General features: G+C 58.4%; 11 protein-coding genes. 1 reads left to right on the forward strand and 10 read right to left on the reverse strand.

Annotated elements, in window-relative coordinates:
* Positions 1-65: 65 nt before the first annotated feature.
* Both fghA and ACMXYI_RS00760 read right to left on the reverse strand, forming a co-directional pair.
* Positions 66-911, reverse strand: coding sequence for an S-formylglutathione hydrolase (gene fghA, locus ACMXYI_RS00755; protein WP_415771100.1), 846 nt, complete (start codon positions 909-911; stop codon positions 66-68).
* Between the two features lie 8 nt (positions 912-919).
* A complete protein-coding gene (locus ACMXYI_RS00760; RefSeq protein ID WP_129441645.1) occupies positions 920-2,032 on the reverse strand; it encodes an S-(hydroxymethyl)glutathione dehydrogenase/class III alcohol dehydrogenase in 1,113 nt (370 codons plus the stop codon).
* A 107-nt stretch (positions 2,033-2,139) separates the two neighbouring features.
* On the opposite strand from ACMXYI_RS00760, the gene ACMXYI_RS00765 reads away from it, so the two are divergent.
* Positions 2,140-3,036, forward strand: coding sequence for a LysR substrate-binding domain-containing protein (locus ACMXYI_RS00765; protein ID WP_415771102.1), 897 nt, complete (start codon positions 2,140-2,142; stop codon positions 3,034-3,036).
* Here ACMXYI_RS00765 and ispD read toward each other — a convergent pair.
* The 8 genes from ispD to dnaE all read right to left on the reverse strand — a co-directional run bounded on the left by ispD (position 3,033) and on the right by dnaE (position 14,449).
* Positions 3,033-3,740 (reverse strand): 2-C-methyl-D-erythritol 4-phosphate cytidylyltransferase, encoded by a 708-nt coding sequence (gene ispD / locus ACMXYI_RS00770; RefSeq protein ID WP_415771103.1) that lies wholly within the window; start codon positions 3,738-3,740, stop codon positions 3,033-3,035. The two genes, ACMXYI_RS00765 and ispD, sit on opposite strands and share 4 nt — an antisense overlap.
* Entirely contained in the window at positions 3,737-4,015 is a 279-nt protein-coding gene (gene ftsB, locus ACMXYI_RS00775; RefSeq protein WP_008028992.1) for a cell division protein FtsB, read from the reverse strand. Before ftsB ends, ispD begins: the two co-directional genes overlap by 4 nt.
* Before the next feature lie 171 nt (positions 4,016-4,186).
* Positions 4,187-5,476 (reverse strand): phosphopyruvate hydratase, encoded by a 1,290-nt coding sequence (eno, locus tag ACMXYI_RS00780; RefSeq protein ID WP_056739170.1) that lies wholly within the window; start codon positions 5,474-5,476, stop codon positions 4,187-4,189.
* A 156-nt stretch (positions 5,477-5,632) separates the two neighbouring features.
* A complete protein-coding gene (gene kdsA, locus ACMXYI_RS00785) occupies positions 5,633-6,478 on the reverse strand; it encodes a 3-deoxy-8-phosphooctulonate synthase (RefSeq protein WP_056720954.1) in 846 nt (281 codons plus the stop codon).
* Between the two features lie 5 nt (positions 6,479-6,483).
* Entirely contained in the window at positions 6,484-8,115 is a 1,632-nt protein-coding gene (locus ACMXYI_RS00790; RefSeq protein WP_033059923.1) for a CTP synthase, read from the reverse strand.
* Between the two features lie 274 nt (positions 8,116-8,389).
* Positions 8,390-9,703 (reverse strand): tRNA lysidine(34) synthetase TilS, encoded by a 1,314-nt coding sequence (gene tilS, locus ACMXYI_RS00795; protein WP_415771105.1) that lies wholly within the window; start codon positions 9,701-9,703, stop codon positions 8,390-8,392.
* A gap of 126 nt (positions 9,704-9,829) precedes the next feature.
* Entirely contained in the window at positions 9,830-10,777 is a 948-nt protein-coding gene (locus ACMXYI_RS00800; RefSeq protein WP_415771107.1) for an acetyl-CoA carboxylase carboxyltransferase subunit alpha, read from the reverse strand.
* Positions 10,778-10,927: 150 nt separating this feature from the next.
* Positions 10,928-14,449 carry a DNA polymerase III subunit alpha gene (gene dnaE, locus ACMXYI_RS00805; protein ID WP_415771109.1) on the reverse strand — a complete coding sequence of 1,174 codons (3,522 nt, stop codon included), beginning with the start codon at positions 14,447-14,449 and terminating at the stop codon, positions 10,928-10,930.
* Between the last annotated feature and the right edge of the window lie 61 nt (positions 14,450-14,510).

Below are 14,510 nucleotides of genomic sequence, written 5' to 3' on the forward strand. Positions count from 1 at the left end.
AATCCCGCAACGCAGCATCGCGCAACTTGGCGCGCAACGCGGCCGTCACCGAACGTCAACAGACCCTACGCGCTTAGAGCGCGCCCATGATGTTGCAAGTGGTCGTCGACGAAACTGGCGATGAAGAAATAGCTGTGGTCGTAGCCGGGTTGCAAGCGCAACGTCAGCGGATGACCGGCCAGTTTGGCAGCCTGTTGCAAGGCTTCAGGCTTGAGCTGGGTGGCGAGGAAATCGTCGCGATCACCTTGGTCGACCAGCAGCGGCAACTTCTCGTTTGCTTCGGCAATCAGGACGCAGGCATCCCACTCGCGCCATTTCGATCGATCTTCACCCAAGTAACGGGAAAAGGCTTTCTGCCCCCAAGGACAGTCCATCGGATTGTTGATCGGCGAGAACGCCGACACCGATTGATAACGCCCAGGATTACGCAACGCGCAGACCAGCGCACCGTGGCCACCCATGGAGTGACCGCTGATGCCACGTTTGTCCGACGCCGGGAAATGGGCTTCGACCAATGCGGGCAATTCCTGCACGACATAGTCATGCATCCGATAATGCCGGGACCAGGGTTCCTGCGTGGCATTCAGATAAAACCCGGCGCCGAGACCGAAGTCCCAGGCGCCATCCGGATCACCCGGCACATCAGGACCGCGAGGGCTAGTGTCCGGGGCAACGATGATGAGCCCCAGCTCAGCGGCCATGCGCATGGCGCCGGCCTTTTGCATGAAGTTTTCGTCGGTGCAAGTCAGGCCGGACAACCAGTACAGCACCGGTAACTTGCCGCCCTGCTCCGCTTGCGGCGGCAGGTACACGGCAAACACCATGTCGCAACCGAGCACATCGGAGCGGTGCCGATAGCGTTTGTGCCAGCCGCCGAAGCTTTTCTGGCAGGAGATATTTTCCAGGCTCATGACCGACCTCAGAAATGGATGACGGAACGGATGCTCTTGCCTTCATGCATCAGGTCGAACGCCTTGTTGATATCTTCCAGGCCCATGGTGTGGGTGATGAAAGTATCCAGCGGGATTTCGCCGGTTTCAGCCATCTCGACATAGCTTGGCAACTCGGTACGGCCACGCACGCCGCCGAACGCCGAACCGCGCCAGACGCGACCGGTCACCAGCTGGAATGGACGCGTGGCTATTTCCTGGCCGGCACCGGCAACCCCGATGATCACCGACTCGCCCCAACCCTTGTGGCAGCACTCAAGTGCGGCACGCATCAATTGGACGTTGCCGATGCACTCGAAGGAAAAGTCGACGCCGCCGTCGGTCATATCGACGATGACTTCCTGGATCGGACGATCGAAATCTTTCGGGTTCACACAATCGGTTGCACCCAACTGCTTGGCGATCTCGAATTTGGCCGGGTTGATGTCGATGGCGATGATCCGCGCAGCCTTGGCTTTGACGGCGCCGATCACTGCCGACAGACCGATGCCGCCGAGGCCGAAAATGGCCACGGTATCTCCTGGTTTTACCTTGGCGGTATTGAGGACTGCACCGATGCCGGTGGTGACACCGCAGCCCAGCAAGCAGACTTTTTCCAGTGGCGCTTCTTTAGGGATTTTGGCGACGGAGATTTCCGGCAACACGGTGTACTCGGAAAACGTCGAGGTCCCCATGTAGTGGAAAATCGGCTGACCCTTGTAGGAAAAACGCGAAGTGCCATCCGGCATCAGGCCTTTACCCTGAGTCGCGCGAATCGCCTGACACAGGTTGGTTTTGCCCGACAGACAGAATTTGCACTGGCGGCATTCCGGGGTGTACAGCGGGATCACATGATCGCCGACAGCGACAGAGGTGACGCCCTCACCGATCGCCTCAACCACCGCGCCACCTTCGTGACCGAGGATCGACGGGAAGATGCCTTCCGGGTCCGCGCCCGACAGCGTGTAGGCATCGGTATGGCAGACACCGGAGGCAACCACACGCAGCAGGACTTCACCGGCCTTGGGCATGGCGACATCGACTTCAACGATCTCGAGGGGTTTCTTGGCCTCGAAGGCAACGGCAGCGCGCGACTTGATCATGTGGATTCTCCAGTGAATTAAAACGAGACAGGGAGTGTAATACACCGCCTGACGGTGAATAATCCGGAAAAAAGTAAAACATTATTGCCATACAGGGATAATCCTTGATGTCCGAAAACCGCTGGGAAGGTATCGACGAGTTCGTCGCGGTGGCCGAGTGCAACCAGTTCACGGCTGCCGCGGAACGCCTCGGGGTTTCGTCCTCCCACATCAGTCGACAAATAGTACGCCTCGAAGAGCGCCTTCAGACGCGACTGCTTTATCGCAGCACCCGCCGGGTCACCCTGACCGAGGCTGGGCAAACCTTTCTGCAACATTGCCAGCGCTTGCAAGATGGCCGCGAAGAAGCCTTGCGCGCAGTTGGCGACCTGAGCAGTGGACCCAAAGGCTTGCTGCGCATGACCTGCGCTGTGGCGTACGGTGAACGCTTCATTGTGCCGCTGGTGACGCGATTCATGGGGTTGTATCCGCAACTGCGCATCGACATTGAACTGAGCAATCGCCAACTCGACTTGGTCCATGAAGGCCTGGACCTGGCAATCCGCCTCGGTCGCCTTCAGGATTCTCGACTGGTCGCAACACGCCTGGCACCACGGCGGATGTACTTGTGCGCATCGCCGTCCTACCTGGAACGGTATGGGCGCCCGCATAGCTTGTCGGAACTGAGCCGCCACAACTGCCTCATCGGCAGTTCGGATATCTGGCAACTGGAACAGAACGGGCGGGAGTTTTCCCAGAGAGTGCAGGGAAACTGGCGCTGCAACAGTGGGCAAGCAGTTTTGGATGCGGCGTTACAGGGCGTGGGGTTGTGTCAGTTGCCGGATTATTACGTGCTGGAACACCTGAAAAGCGGTGAACTGATCTCACTGCTGGACGCGCATCAACCACCGAACACTGCCGTGTGGGCGCTTTATCCGCAGCAACGTCATCTGTCGCCGAAAGTGCGCAAGCTGGTGGATTATTTGAAGGAAGGATTGGCGCAAAGGCCGGAGTACGCAGCTTAGCGGCGGTTAGCCCAACGCTGGCGCAACCACTCAAAGTCTTCAGGACGAGTGACCTTGATGTTGTCGGATCGACCTTCGATCAGACGCGGCGCCAGACCTGACCACTCCATCGCCGAAGCTTCGTCGGTGATGACCGCATCAGCCACCAGACTGTCGGCCAACGCCCGATGCAATGCGCCAAGGCGAAACATCTGCGGTGTATAGGCTTGCCAGATCACACTGCGATCCACGGTTTCGACCACACGACCGTGCTTGTCGACCCGTTTGAGGGTATCGCGTGCCGGAACCGCCAGCAGTCCGCCAACCGGATCATCTGCGAGTTCACCCAGCAACTTGTCCAGATCATCACGGCTCAGATTCGGCCGCGCGGCATCGTGAACCAGTACCCAATCCTCATCGTCAGCGCCTTGTGCATGCAAATGCAGCAGCGCATTGAGTACCGACCCGGAACGCTCGGAGCCGCCTTCAACCCGCTGAATACGCGGATCGCTAGCACACGCCAGGTTCGGCCAATAAGGATCATCAACAGCAAGACTGACCACCAACCCTTTCAGGGAAGGATGATCAAGGAAACAGCCGAGGCTGTGTTCGAGAATAGTGCGCCCGCCCAATTGCAAGTATTGCTTGGGACGGTCCGCGGCCATACGGGCACCGACGCCCGCGGCAGGAATTACAGCCCAGAAGGCTGGTAACGAGGGGTTCATTGGGCCAGCTGGTAAAGGGTTTCACCGTCCTTGACCATGCCCAACTCATGACGAGCCCGCTCTTCAACGGTCTCCATGCCCTTTTTCAATTCACTGACTTCAGCGTCCATCACCCGATTGCGCTCAAGCAGCCCCTCGTTCTCAGCGTGTTGATCTGCGATCTGCTGAGTCAGTTCGGCCACTTGCGCCAGACTGCCATTACCCACCCACAGGCGGTATTGCAGGCCAGCCAGCAGCAGGAGCAAGACGAGGAACAACCAATTGGGACTGCGCATCGAATATCAGGTATCCAGTGAAAAAAGACAGCCATGCCAAAACTTTGAAGCTTCTGATAGCACGAAGCCTGGAAGAACCAGGCTTGTGCTGATAAGGCATCAGATTAGTGGCAAATCCGTCGCTGTAGCGATTTTTCCGACACAATCCGGTGTCTTTTTACCAATTAACGATTAACCGCGGAATTCGCTGCGACCGTTGTACTTGGCTTTGCCATTCAACTGCTCTTCGATACGCAGCAGTTGGTTGTACTTGGAAACACGGTCCGAACGGCACAGGGAGCCGGTCTTGATCTGGCCAGCCGCGGTGCCCACAGCCAGGTCGGCAATGGTCGAATCTTCGGTTTCGCCGGAGCGGTGCGAGATCACGGCGGTGTAACCAGCGGCCTTGGCCATCTGGATGGCTTCCAGGGTTTCGGTCAGGGTGCCGATCTGGTTGAACTTGATCAGGATCGAGTTGGCGATCTTTTTATCGATGCCTTCTTTCAGGATCTTGGTGTTGGTTACGAACAGGTCGTCGCCAACCAGTTGGATTTTCTCGCCGATCTTGTCGGTGAGGATTTTCCAGCCAGCCCAGTCGGACTCGTCCAGACCGTCTTCGATCGAGATGATCGGGTAACGCTCGGTCAAGCCTTTCAGGTAGTCAGCGAAACCTTCAGCGGTGAACACCTGGCCTTCGCCGGACAGGTTGTATTTACCGTCTTCGTAGAATTCGCTGGCAGCGCAGTCCAGCGCCAGGGTCACATCGGTGCCCAGCTTGTAACCGGCGTTGGCCACGGCTTCGGAGATCACTTTCAAAGCGTCTTCGTTGGAGGCCAGGTTCGGTGCGAAACCACCTTCGTCGCCAACAGCAGTGCTCAGGCCACGGGCCTTCAGAACGGCTTTGAGGTGATGGAAAATCTCGGTGCCCATGCGCAGACCTTCCGAGAAAGACTTGGCGCCAACCGGCTGAACCATGAATTCCTGGATGTCGACGTTGTTATCGGCGTGCTCGCCACCGTTGATGATGTTCATCATCGGAACCGGCATCGAGTAAACACCCGGGGTGCCGTTCAGGTTAGCGATGTGAGCGTACAGCGGCAGGTCCTGGTCCTGTGCGGCTGCCTTGGCGGCTGCCAGGGAAACGGCGAGGATCGCGTTGGCGCCCAGGGAACCTTTGTTTTCAGTGCCGTCGAGCTTGATCATCGCGTGATCCAGCGCTTTCTGGTCGCTTGGATCTGCACCTTTCAACAGGTCGCGGATCGGACCGTTGATGTTGGCGACGGCTTTCAGAACGCCTTTGCCCAGGTAACGGCTCTTGTCGCCATCACGCAGCTCGAGCGCTTCACGCGAGCCAGTGGAAGCACCGGACGGCGCGCAAGCACTGCCGATGATGCCGTTATCGAGAAGCACGTCCGCTTCCACGGTGGGGTTGCCACGGGAGTCGAGAACTTCACGACCTTTGATGTCGACGATTTTTGCCATTGTTGTAAACACTCCAAAGTTGACGAAAACGACGCAGCTGAAGGAAATCTTGTATCGCCGGCAAGTAATGTGCAGCAGGCAGACTTGCGGACGATAAGGCCCAGACCCGAGGGCCTGAGCATTAATTCGTGCGGTACTTTACCGGAGAAATGAGGATTACGCGGTTTCTACCGTCGGAAAACTCTTCACCAGTTCGTCCAAAGCTTTGAGCTGGGCCAGGAATGGCTCCAGTTTGTCCAGACGCAAGGCGCAAGGGCCGTCGCATTTGGCGTTGTCCGGGTCCGGGTGCGCTTCGAGGAACAAACCGGCCAGCGACTGGCTCATGCCAGCCTTGGCCAGATCGAGGACCTGAGCACGGCGACCACCAGCGGAATCGGAGCGACCGCCGGGCATTTGCAGCGCGTGGGTCACGTCGAAGAACACCGGGTATTCGAACTGCTTCATGATGCCGAAGCCGAGCATGTCGACGACCAGGTTGTTGTAGCCGAAGCTCGATCCGCGTTCGCACAGGATCAACTGATCGTTACCCGCTTCCACGCATTTGTTCAGGATGTGTTTCATTTCCTGAGGCGCGAGGAACTGGGCTTTCTTGATGTTGATCACCGCACCAGTCTTGGCCATCGCGACTACAAGGTCGGTCTGGCGCGACAAGAAGGCCGGCAGCTGGATGATATCGCAGACTTCAGCGACGACCGCGGCCTGATCAGGCTCGTGGACGTCGGTGATGATCGGCACGCCGAACGCTTGCTTGATGTCCTGGAAAATCCGCATGCCCTCTTCCAGGCCGGGGCCACGGTAAGAGGTCACGGAGGAACGGTTGGCCTTGTCGAAGCTGGCCTTGAACACGTAAGGGATACCGAGTTTCTCGGTGACCTTTACGTACTCTTCGCAGACCTGCATCGCCATGTCGCGGCTTTCCAGCACGTTCATGCCACCGAAAAGCACCATTGGCTTGTCGTTGGCAATCTCGATATCGCCTACGCGGATGATCTTCTGGGCCATCGGATTTACGCCTTCTTCTGGTGTTGAACCAAAGCTGCTTTAACGAAACCGCTGAACAACGGGTGACCGTCGCGTGGTGTCGAGGTGAACTCAGGGTGGAACTGGCAAGCGACGAACCATGGATGATCCGGAGCTTCAACCACTTCTACTAGGGCGCCATCACCGGAACGACCGGTGATTTTCAGACCGGCTTCCATGATTTGCGGCAGCAGGTTGTTGTTCACTTCGTAGCGGTGACGGTGACGCTCGACGATCACGTCCTTGGCGTAGCAATCGTGCACCAGGGAACCCGATTCCAGCAGGCAATCCTGAGCGCCGAGGCGCATGGTGCCACCCAGATCGGAGGTTTCGGTACGGGTTTCGACGGCGCCGGTGGCATCTTCCCACTCGGTGATCAGGCCCACGACCGGGTGACCGCTGGCACGATCGAACTCGGTGGAGTTGGCGTCTTTCCAGCCCAGCACGTTACGAGCGAACTCGATCACGGCCACTTGCATGCCCAGGCAGATGCCCAGGTACGGAACCTTGTTTTCGCGAGCGTATTGAACGGCGGTGATCTTGCCTTCCACGCCACGCAGACCAAAGCCGCCTGGTACCAGAATCGCGTCGACACCTTCCAGCAGCGCAGTGCCCTGGTTTTCGATGTCTTCGGAGTCGATGTAGCGCAGGTTGACCTTGGTGCGGTTGCTGATGCCGGCGTGACTCATCGCTTCGATCAGCGACTTGTAGGCGTCCAGCAGTTCCATGTACTTGCCGACCATGGCAATGGTGACTTCATGCTCAGGGTTGAGCTTGGCGTCGACCACAGCTTCCCACTCGGACAGATCGGCGCCGCCACATTGCAGGCCGAAACGCTCGACAACGAAATCATCCAGGCCCTGGGAGTGCAGAATGCCCGGGATCTTGTAGATGGTGTCGGCGTCTTCCAGCGCAATCACCGCACGTTCTTCAACGTTGGTGAACTGAGCGATCTTGCGACGCGAGGAGATGTCGATCGGGTGATCGGAACGGCAGACCAGCACGTCAGGCTGCAGGCCGATGGAACGCAGTTCCTTGACCGAGTGCTGGGTTGGCTTGGTTTTGGTTTCGCCGGCAGTGGCGATGTACGGCACCAGCGTGAGGTGCATCAGCATCGCGCGCTTGGCGCCGACTTCGAAACGCAATTGACGGATCGCTTCGAGGAACGGCTGGGACTCGATGTCACCCACGGTGCCACCGATCTCGACCATGGCCACGTCGGCATCGCCGGCGCCCTTGATGATCCGGCGCTTGATTTCGTCGGTGATGTGCGGGATCACCTGGATGGTGGCGCCCAGGTAATCACCACGGCGCTCTTTGCGCAGGACGTGTTCGTAGACACGGCCGGTGGTGAAGTTGTTGTTCTGGGTCATGGTCGTGCGGATGAACCGCTCGTAGTGGCCCAGGTCCAGGTCGGTCTCGGCGCCGTCGTGGGTGACGAACACTTCACCGTGCTGGAACGGGCTCATGGTGCCCGGGTCAACGTTGATGTACGGGTCCAGCTTCAGCATGGTGACCTTAAGTCCCCGCGCCTCCAGGATGGCCGCCAATGAAGCCGATGCGATGCCTTTCCCCAATGAAGAAACAACACCGCCCGTGACGAATATGTAGCGCGTCATGAAAAACCCTAGAAGTCTGCGTTAAAGCGGTCCGAGCCGCCGGGGAAAGCGAAGGAAGGCCGAAGCCCCCGATCACCTGCATTAATCACAGCGCACCTTTCAAAAAAACCGCCGCGTTGGGACAGACCGGAAGATGAAACACCGGTACGTTGCTCGCTACACATTTTTTGGAATCGCCCAGCAAAGACTGCTTGGTAATCGGCAACTCCTGCAATTCAGGCGAATCCACAGAAGTTGTATCAAGAAGGGAGCGTAGTCTACCGGAAAGCCCCTTTCAGCTCAAACCCAGATCTTCGTGCGGTGGCTGCCAATACAAATTCCAACGGTCCTTTGCACTGCCGTCCAAGCCCCGCAGGTTGGCCACCGCCAGCAATTGCTCGCCGCGGTAGAGCAGCGGCAATCTGCCACGGGCGAACGCCGGCACACCACGTTCATTGAGCAAACGCTTCAGATCGCGATGGCCGCGACCGGGCAGATTCATCACCTCACCTCCCTCACGATAGCGGATATGCAGCAGGCCATCGGGGATTTGGCCGGTGAGTGTGAGCACGCCGTTGTCCGGCAACACCAGCGATAGCGAGGGGTCGGGCCAGTTTCCGACGGCGGGCGACGTGCGCAACCAACTGCCGGACAACCACCAGATACGCCCACCCGCCCGATGCAGTTCGCCATCCGCCAGCCGCCAGATCGGGCAGGCATCGCCGGTGGCATCACGTAAATTCTCCCAACCCGACCAATGGTCACTGTCCGGCAGTCGCGTCAGCGGTTCGAGCCAATGACTTAACGCATTTCGCTGACGAGCAGCGGACAGCGCTTCCAATGCCCCAAGCTCCAGGGACGGCAATCCCAGCCAATCAAAATCATTGGCAGTGCTGGCGCCAGTCAGGTCGATTTGCGCAAGCTCATCGAGCAATCCCTGCGCTTCACTCAGGTGCGCAGCGCTGCGGGCCATGGTCGTTACCGCTTGCGGCCAGCGTTTGGTCAATACCGGGAATACCTGATGGCGCAGGTAATTTCGCGAGAATTGCCGGTTCTGATTCGATGGGTCTTCGATCCAGCTCAGCCGATGCTCCGTTGCATAGGCTTCAAGTTCAGTCCGCGTGACATCGAGCAATGGCCGAAGCAGCTGTCCTTTACCGAGCGGGCGCTGGCGTGGCATCCCCGACAATCCCCTCACCCCTGCCCCACGCAACAGCCGAAACAACAGGGTTTCCGCCTGATCATCTCGGTGCTGGGCGGTCATCAACACTTCATTGACCTGAGTCGCCTCGATGAACGCGGCATATCGCGCATCCCGGGCTGCACGCTCAAGGCTGGCGCCGGGTTGAACCTGCACGCGAACAACCTGCAGCGGCACACCCAGCGCATCACAGACCGACTGACAATGATCCGGCCACGCATCAGCCACAGTCTGAAGGCCGTGATGAACATGGATGGCGCTTAACGCCGGCAGGGATTCGGTTTTTGCGAGGTGTACGAGAAGGTGCAGCAGAACGGTGGAGTCGAGGCCACCGGAGAAGGCGATGCGCCAGGTTGAAGCATTGCGCCAGGGGGCAAGTTGCTTAAGAAGCGTTGAGTAAATAGTCATGAACGCACCAAAACCTGTAGGAGCCGAGCTTGCTCGCGATGAACGATAACGCGGTCGGTCTGTTAAACCGAGGCGTCCCAATCGCGGGCAAGCCTTGCTCCTACAGGGTGATGCAGGAGCGATCGATCAGAGACCGTAGCTCATCAGACGCTCGTAACGGCGAGCCAACAGCGCTTCGTTATCGAACTTCTTCAACATCGCCAGCTGCGAGCTCAGCTCGGCACGGATCGATGCAGCTGCAGCGGCCGGATTACGGTGTGCGCCGCCCAAAGGCTCGCTGATCACTTTATCCACAATACCCAGGCCTTTCAGGCGCTCGGCAGTGATGCCCATGGCTTCGGCAGCGTCCGGCGCTTTTTCGGCGGTCTTCCACAGAATGGAGGCGCAACCTTCCGGCGAAATCACCGCGTAAGTCGAGTACTGCAGCATGTTCAGTTGATCGCAAACGCCGATCGCCAGAGCACCACCGGAACCACCTTCACCGATCACGGTGGCGATGATTGGGGTTTTCAGGCGTGCCATGACGCGCAGGTTCCAGGCAATCGCTTCGCTCTGGTTGCGCTCTTCAGCGTCGATACCAGGGTAAGCACCCGGGGTGTCGATGAAGGTCAGGATCGGCATTTTGAAACGTTCGGCCATTTCCATCAGGCGGCACGCCTTGCGGTAGCCTTCCGGACGCGGCATGCCGAAGTTGCGGCGAACTTTCTCGCGCACTTCGCGGCCTTTCTGGTGACCGATGATCATCACCGGTTCGTCGTCCAGACGGGCAATGCCGCCGACGATCGCAGCGTCGTCGGAGAAGTGACGGTCGCCGTGCAGTTCGTCGAACTCGGTGAAGATGTGTTCGATGTAGTCCAGGGTATACGGACGTTTCGGGTGACGCGCCAGACGCGCGATCTGCCAGCTGGTCAGCTTGCCGAAGATGTCTTCGGTCAACGTGCTGCTTTTGTCCTGCAGGCGGGAGATCTCATCGCCGATATTCAGCGAATTGTCATTACCGACCAAGCGCAACTCTTCGATCTTGGCTTGCAGGTCGGCGATCGGCTGTTCGAAATCTAGAAAATTCGGGTTCATAGGCGTCCGTCTTGGGTCGACATCCAAGAGAGCTTGGGCCGGCCGGTTGTCTATTCGCGCCCTACCTTAAGGGAGAGGCGCGTTCAGGTCGAGATTAAAAATTGGGTCGAGATCAGAGTTGCTCCCTTTTGGAAGAGCGGCACCTGACCGTCAACGGTATTGGAGGAAGACGTTGTCTCGCCCGAACTGGTCACGCAGGGCTTGAATCAAGGCATCCGCCGGGTCGATCCGCCAGGTCTCGCCGAACTGCAGCAAGGCCTTCGCATCGGGACTCGTGTATTCCATGGTGATCGGGCACGCGCCACGGTGGCGCTTGAACAACTCACCGAGCCAGCGTAGCTGATCGCCTTTCAAATCCTGGGTCTGCAGCTTCAAGCGCAGGCTTTCGGCCAGGTTGGTGCGCGCATCTTCCATGCTCATCACCCGCTTGACCCGCAGCCGCAAGCCACCGGAGAAGTCGTCATTACTGACTTCGCCTTCGACCACCACCATCGCGTCGGTCTGCAACAGCGACTGCGCGGAATGGAATGCTTCGGCGAACAGCGAGGCTTCGATCCGCCCGGAGCGGTCGTCGAGGGTGATGAAACCCATCTTGTCGCCCTTTTTGTTCTTCATCACCCGCAGAGCAATGATCATGCCCGCGACGGTCTGGGTATCACGGGCCGGTTTCAGGTCGATGATGCGCTGACGGGCGAAACGGCGAATCTCACCTTCGTATTCGTCGATCGGGTGACCGGTCAGGTACAGGCCCAGGGTGTCTTTCTCCCCTTTCAGGCGTTCCTTGAGGGTCAGTTCCTTGGCCTTGCGGTGATTGGCGTAGACATCAGCGTCTTCTTCGACGAACAGACCGCCAAACAGGTCGACATGACCGCTGTCGTGGGTACGCGCGGTTTGTTCGGCCGCCTTGATCGCCCCTTCCATGGCGTTCAGCAAGACCGCGCGGTTACGGTCGATATTGGCCTGATAGGCTTTCTGCTCGTCATGGAAGTAAGGCCCCAGACGATCCAGCGCACCGCTGCGGATCAAACCGTCCAAGGTGCGCTTGTTGATACGTTTGAGATCGACACGGGCGCAGAAGTCGAACAGATCCTTGAACGGACCTTCCTGACGCGCCTCGGTGATGGCTTCCACCGGACCTTCGCCCACACCCTTGATCGCGCCGAGGCCGTAAATAATCCGGCCTTCGTCATTCACCGTGAACTTGAACTCTGAAGTATTCACATCCGGCGCGTCGAGACGCAGCTTCATGGTGCGAATTTCTTCGATCAAGGTCACGACCTTGTCGGTGTTGTGCATATCCGCCGACAGTACTGCGGCCATGAATGGCGCCGGGTAGTGCGTTTTCAGCCAGGCTGTCTGGTATGACACCAGGCCATAAGCGGCGGAGTGGGATTTGTTGAAGCCGTAACCGGCGAATTTCTCTACCAGGTCGAAAATGTTACCGGCCAGGTCGGCGTCGATATTGTTGGTCTTGCAACCTTCAATGAAACCGCCGCGCTGCTTGGCCATTTCTTCGGGTTTTTTCTTACCCATGGCTCGACGCAGCATGTCCGCACCGCCGAGGGTGTAACCGGCCATGACCTGGGCAATCTGCATCACCTGTTCCTGATACAGGATGATGCCGTAAGTCGGAGCCAGAACCGGCTTGAGGCCTTCGTACTGGTAGTCCGAGTGCGGGTACGCGAGTTCGGCGCGACCGTGCTTACGGTTGATGAAGTCGTCCACCATGCCCGATTGCAATGGGCCCGGACGGAACAGGGCCACCAGTGCGATCAAGTCTTCCAGGCAGTCGGGCTTGAGCTTTTTGATCAGCTCTTTCATGCCGCGCGACTCAAGCTGGAACACCGCGGTGGTTTCAGCTTTTTGCAGCAATTGGTAAGTCGGCTTGTCATCCAGCGGGATGAACGCGATATCCAGCGGCGGCTCATCGACCTTGGCGCGATCACGGTTGATGGTTTTCAGCGCCCAGTCGATGACCGTCAGGGTCCGCAGACCGAGGAAGTCGAACTTCACCAGGCCAGCAGCCTCAACGTCATCCTTGTCGAACTGGGTGACCAGACCGTCACCGGCCTCATCGCAATAAATCGGCGAGAAGTCAGTCAGCTTGGTCGGGGCAATAACAACACCACCGGCGTGTTTACCGACGTTACGCACAACGCCTTCAAGCTTGCGGGCCATTTCCCAGATTTCGGCGGCTTCTTCATCAACCTTGATGAAGTCACGGAGGATTTCTTCCTGCTCGTAAGCCTTTTCCAGGGTCATGCCGACTTCGAACGGAATCATCTTCGACAGACGATCCGCCAAACCGTAGGACTTGCCCTGCACCCGCGCCACGTCACGGACCACAGCCTTGGCCGCCATGGAACCGAACGTGATGATCTGGCTTACCGCGTTGCGGCCGTATTTCTCGGCCACGTAGTCGATCACGCGGTCGCGACCGTCCATGCAGAAGTCGACGTCGAAGTCGGGCATGGATACCCGTTCCGGGTTAAGGAAACGTTCGAACAGCAGGTCATATTCCAGCGGGTCGAGGTCAGTGATCTTCTGCACGTAGGCCACCAGCGACCCGGCACCCGATCCACGACCTGGACCTACCGGCACGCCGTTGCTCTTGGCCCACTGGATAAAGTCCATAACGATCAGGAAGTAACCGGGGAAACCCATCTGGATGATGATATCCAGCTCGAAATTCAGCCGGTCGACGTAGACCTGGCGCTTGGTTTCGTAGTCTTCGGTGGTGTCCCTGGGCAGCAGAACGCTGAGGCGATCTTCCAGGCCATCGAAGGAAACCTTGCGGAAATACTCGTCGATGGTCATGCCATCGGGGATCGGGAAGTTGGGCAGGAAGTGAGTGCCCAGCTTTACTTCGATGTTGCAGCGCTTGGCAATCTCAACGGTGTTTTCCAGCGCTTCGGGAATGTCGCTGAACAGCTCGGCCATTTCCTCGGCGCTTTTGAGGTATTGCTGATCGCTGTAATTTTTCGAACGCCGCGGATCGTCGAGGGCACGGCCCTCACCGATGCAAACGCGGGTTTCGTGGGCGGCAAAGTCTTCCTGCTTGATGAAGCGCACGTCGTTGGTCGCGACCAGCGGCGCACCGATTTTCTCGGCCAAGGCCACCGCGCCGTGCAGCTGTTCTTCGTCGTTGGGGCGGTTGGTGCGCTGGATTTCCAGGTAGAAGCGATCCGGGAACACGGCCATCCATTCGCGTGCCAGGTTTTCCGCTTCGGCCGGGTTGCCACTGAGCATCGCCAGACCGATCTCGCCTTCTTTCGCCGCCGACAGCATGATCAAGCCTTCGCTGGCTTCGGCCACCCACTCACGCTCGATGATGACCGAGCCATTGCGCTGGCCGTCGATGAAGCCGCGGGAGATCAGTTCTGTGAGGTTGCGATAACCCACGGCGTTCATCGCCAGCAGGCTGATTCGGCTCAGAGCGTTATCCGGATCCTTGTTCGACAGCCACAGGTCGGCGCCACAGATCGGTTTGATCCCGGCGCCCATGGCGGCTTTATAGAATTTGACCAGGGAACACATGTTGTTCTGGTCGGTAACCGCTACGGCAGGCATGTTCATGCCGACCAGGGTCTTGACCAGCGGTTTGATCCGCACCAGACCGTCGACCAGGGAATACTCAGTGTGCAGGCGTAGATGAACGAATGAAGCCGGCATAGTGATCCTGTCAAGAAACTAGAAACGTGAAGACAACAAGGCCCGGATTGTACCGGGCCTT

The organism is Pseudomonas lyxosi (assembly GCF_047758685.1).
GTDB lineage: Bacteria > Pseudomonadota > Gammaproteobacteria > Pseudomonadales > Pseudomonadaceae > Aquipseudomonas > Aquipseudomonas lyxosi.

Excerpts from the sequence above, each read along its gene's own strand:
- fghA (WP_415771100.1), bottom strand. The coding sequence starts at position 911 with ATGAGCCTGGAAAATATCTCCTGCCAGAAAAGCTTCGGCGGCTGGCAC.
- ACMXYI_RS00760 (WP_129441645.1), bottom strand. The coding sequence starts at position 2,032 with ATGATCAAGTCGCGCGCTGCCGTTGCCTTCGAGGCCAAGAAACCCCTC.
- ACMXYI_RS00765 (WP_415771102.1), top strand. The coding sequence starts at position 2,140 with ATGTCCGAAAACCGCTGGGAAGGTATCGACGAGTTCGTCGCGGTGGCC.
- ispD (WP_415771103.1), bottom strand. The coding sequence starts at position 3,740 with ATGAACCCCTCGTTACCAGCCTTCTGGGCTGTAATTCCTGCCGCGGGC.
- ftsB (WP_008028992.1), bottom strand. The coding sequence starts at position 4,015 with ATGCGCAGTCCCAATTGGTTGTTCCTCGTCTTGCTCCTGCTGCTGGCT.
- eno (WP_056739170.1), bottom strand. The coding sequence starts at position 5,476 with ATGGCAAAAATCGTCGACATCAAAGGTCGTGAAGTTCTCGACTCCCGT.
- kdsA (WP_056720954.1), bottom strand. The coding sequence starts at position 6,478 with ATGGCCCAGAAGATCATCCGCGTAGGCGATATCGAGATTGCCAACGAC.
- ACMXYI_RS00790 (WP_033059923.1), bottom strand. The coding sequence starts at position 8,115 with ATGACGCGCTACATATTCGTCACGGGCGGTGTTGTTTCTTCATTGGGG.
- tilS (WP_415771105.1), bottom strand. The coding sequence starts at position 9,703 with ATGACTATTTACTCAACGCTTCTTAAGCAACTTGCCCCCTGGCGCAAT.
- ACMXYI_RS00800 (WP_415771107.1), bottom strand. The coding sequence starts at position 10,777 with ATGAACCCGAATTTTCTAGATTTCGAACAGCCGATCGCCGACCTGCAA.
- dnaE (WP_415771109.1), bottom strand. The coding sequence starts at position 14,449 with ATGCCGGCTTCATTCGTTCATCTACGCCTGCACACTGAGTATTCCCTG.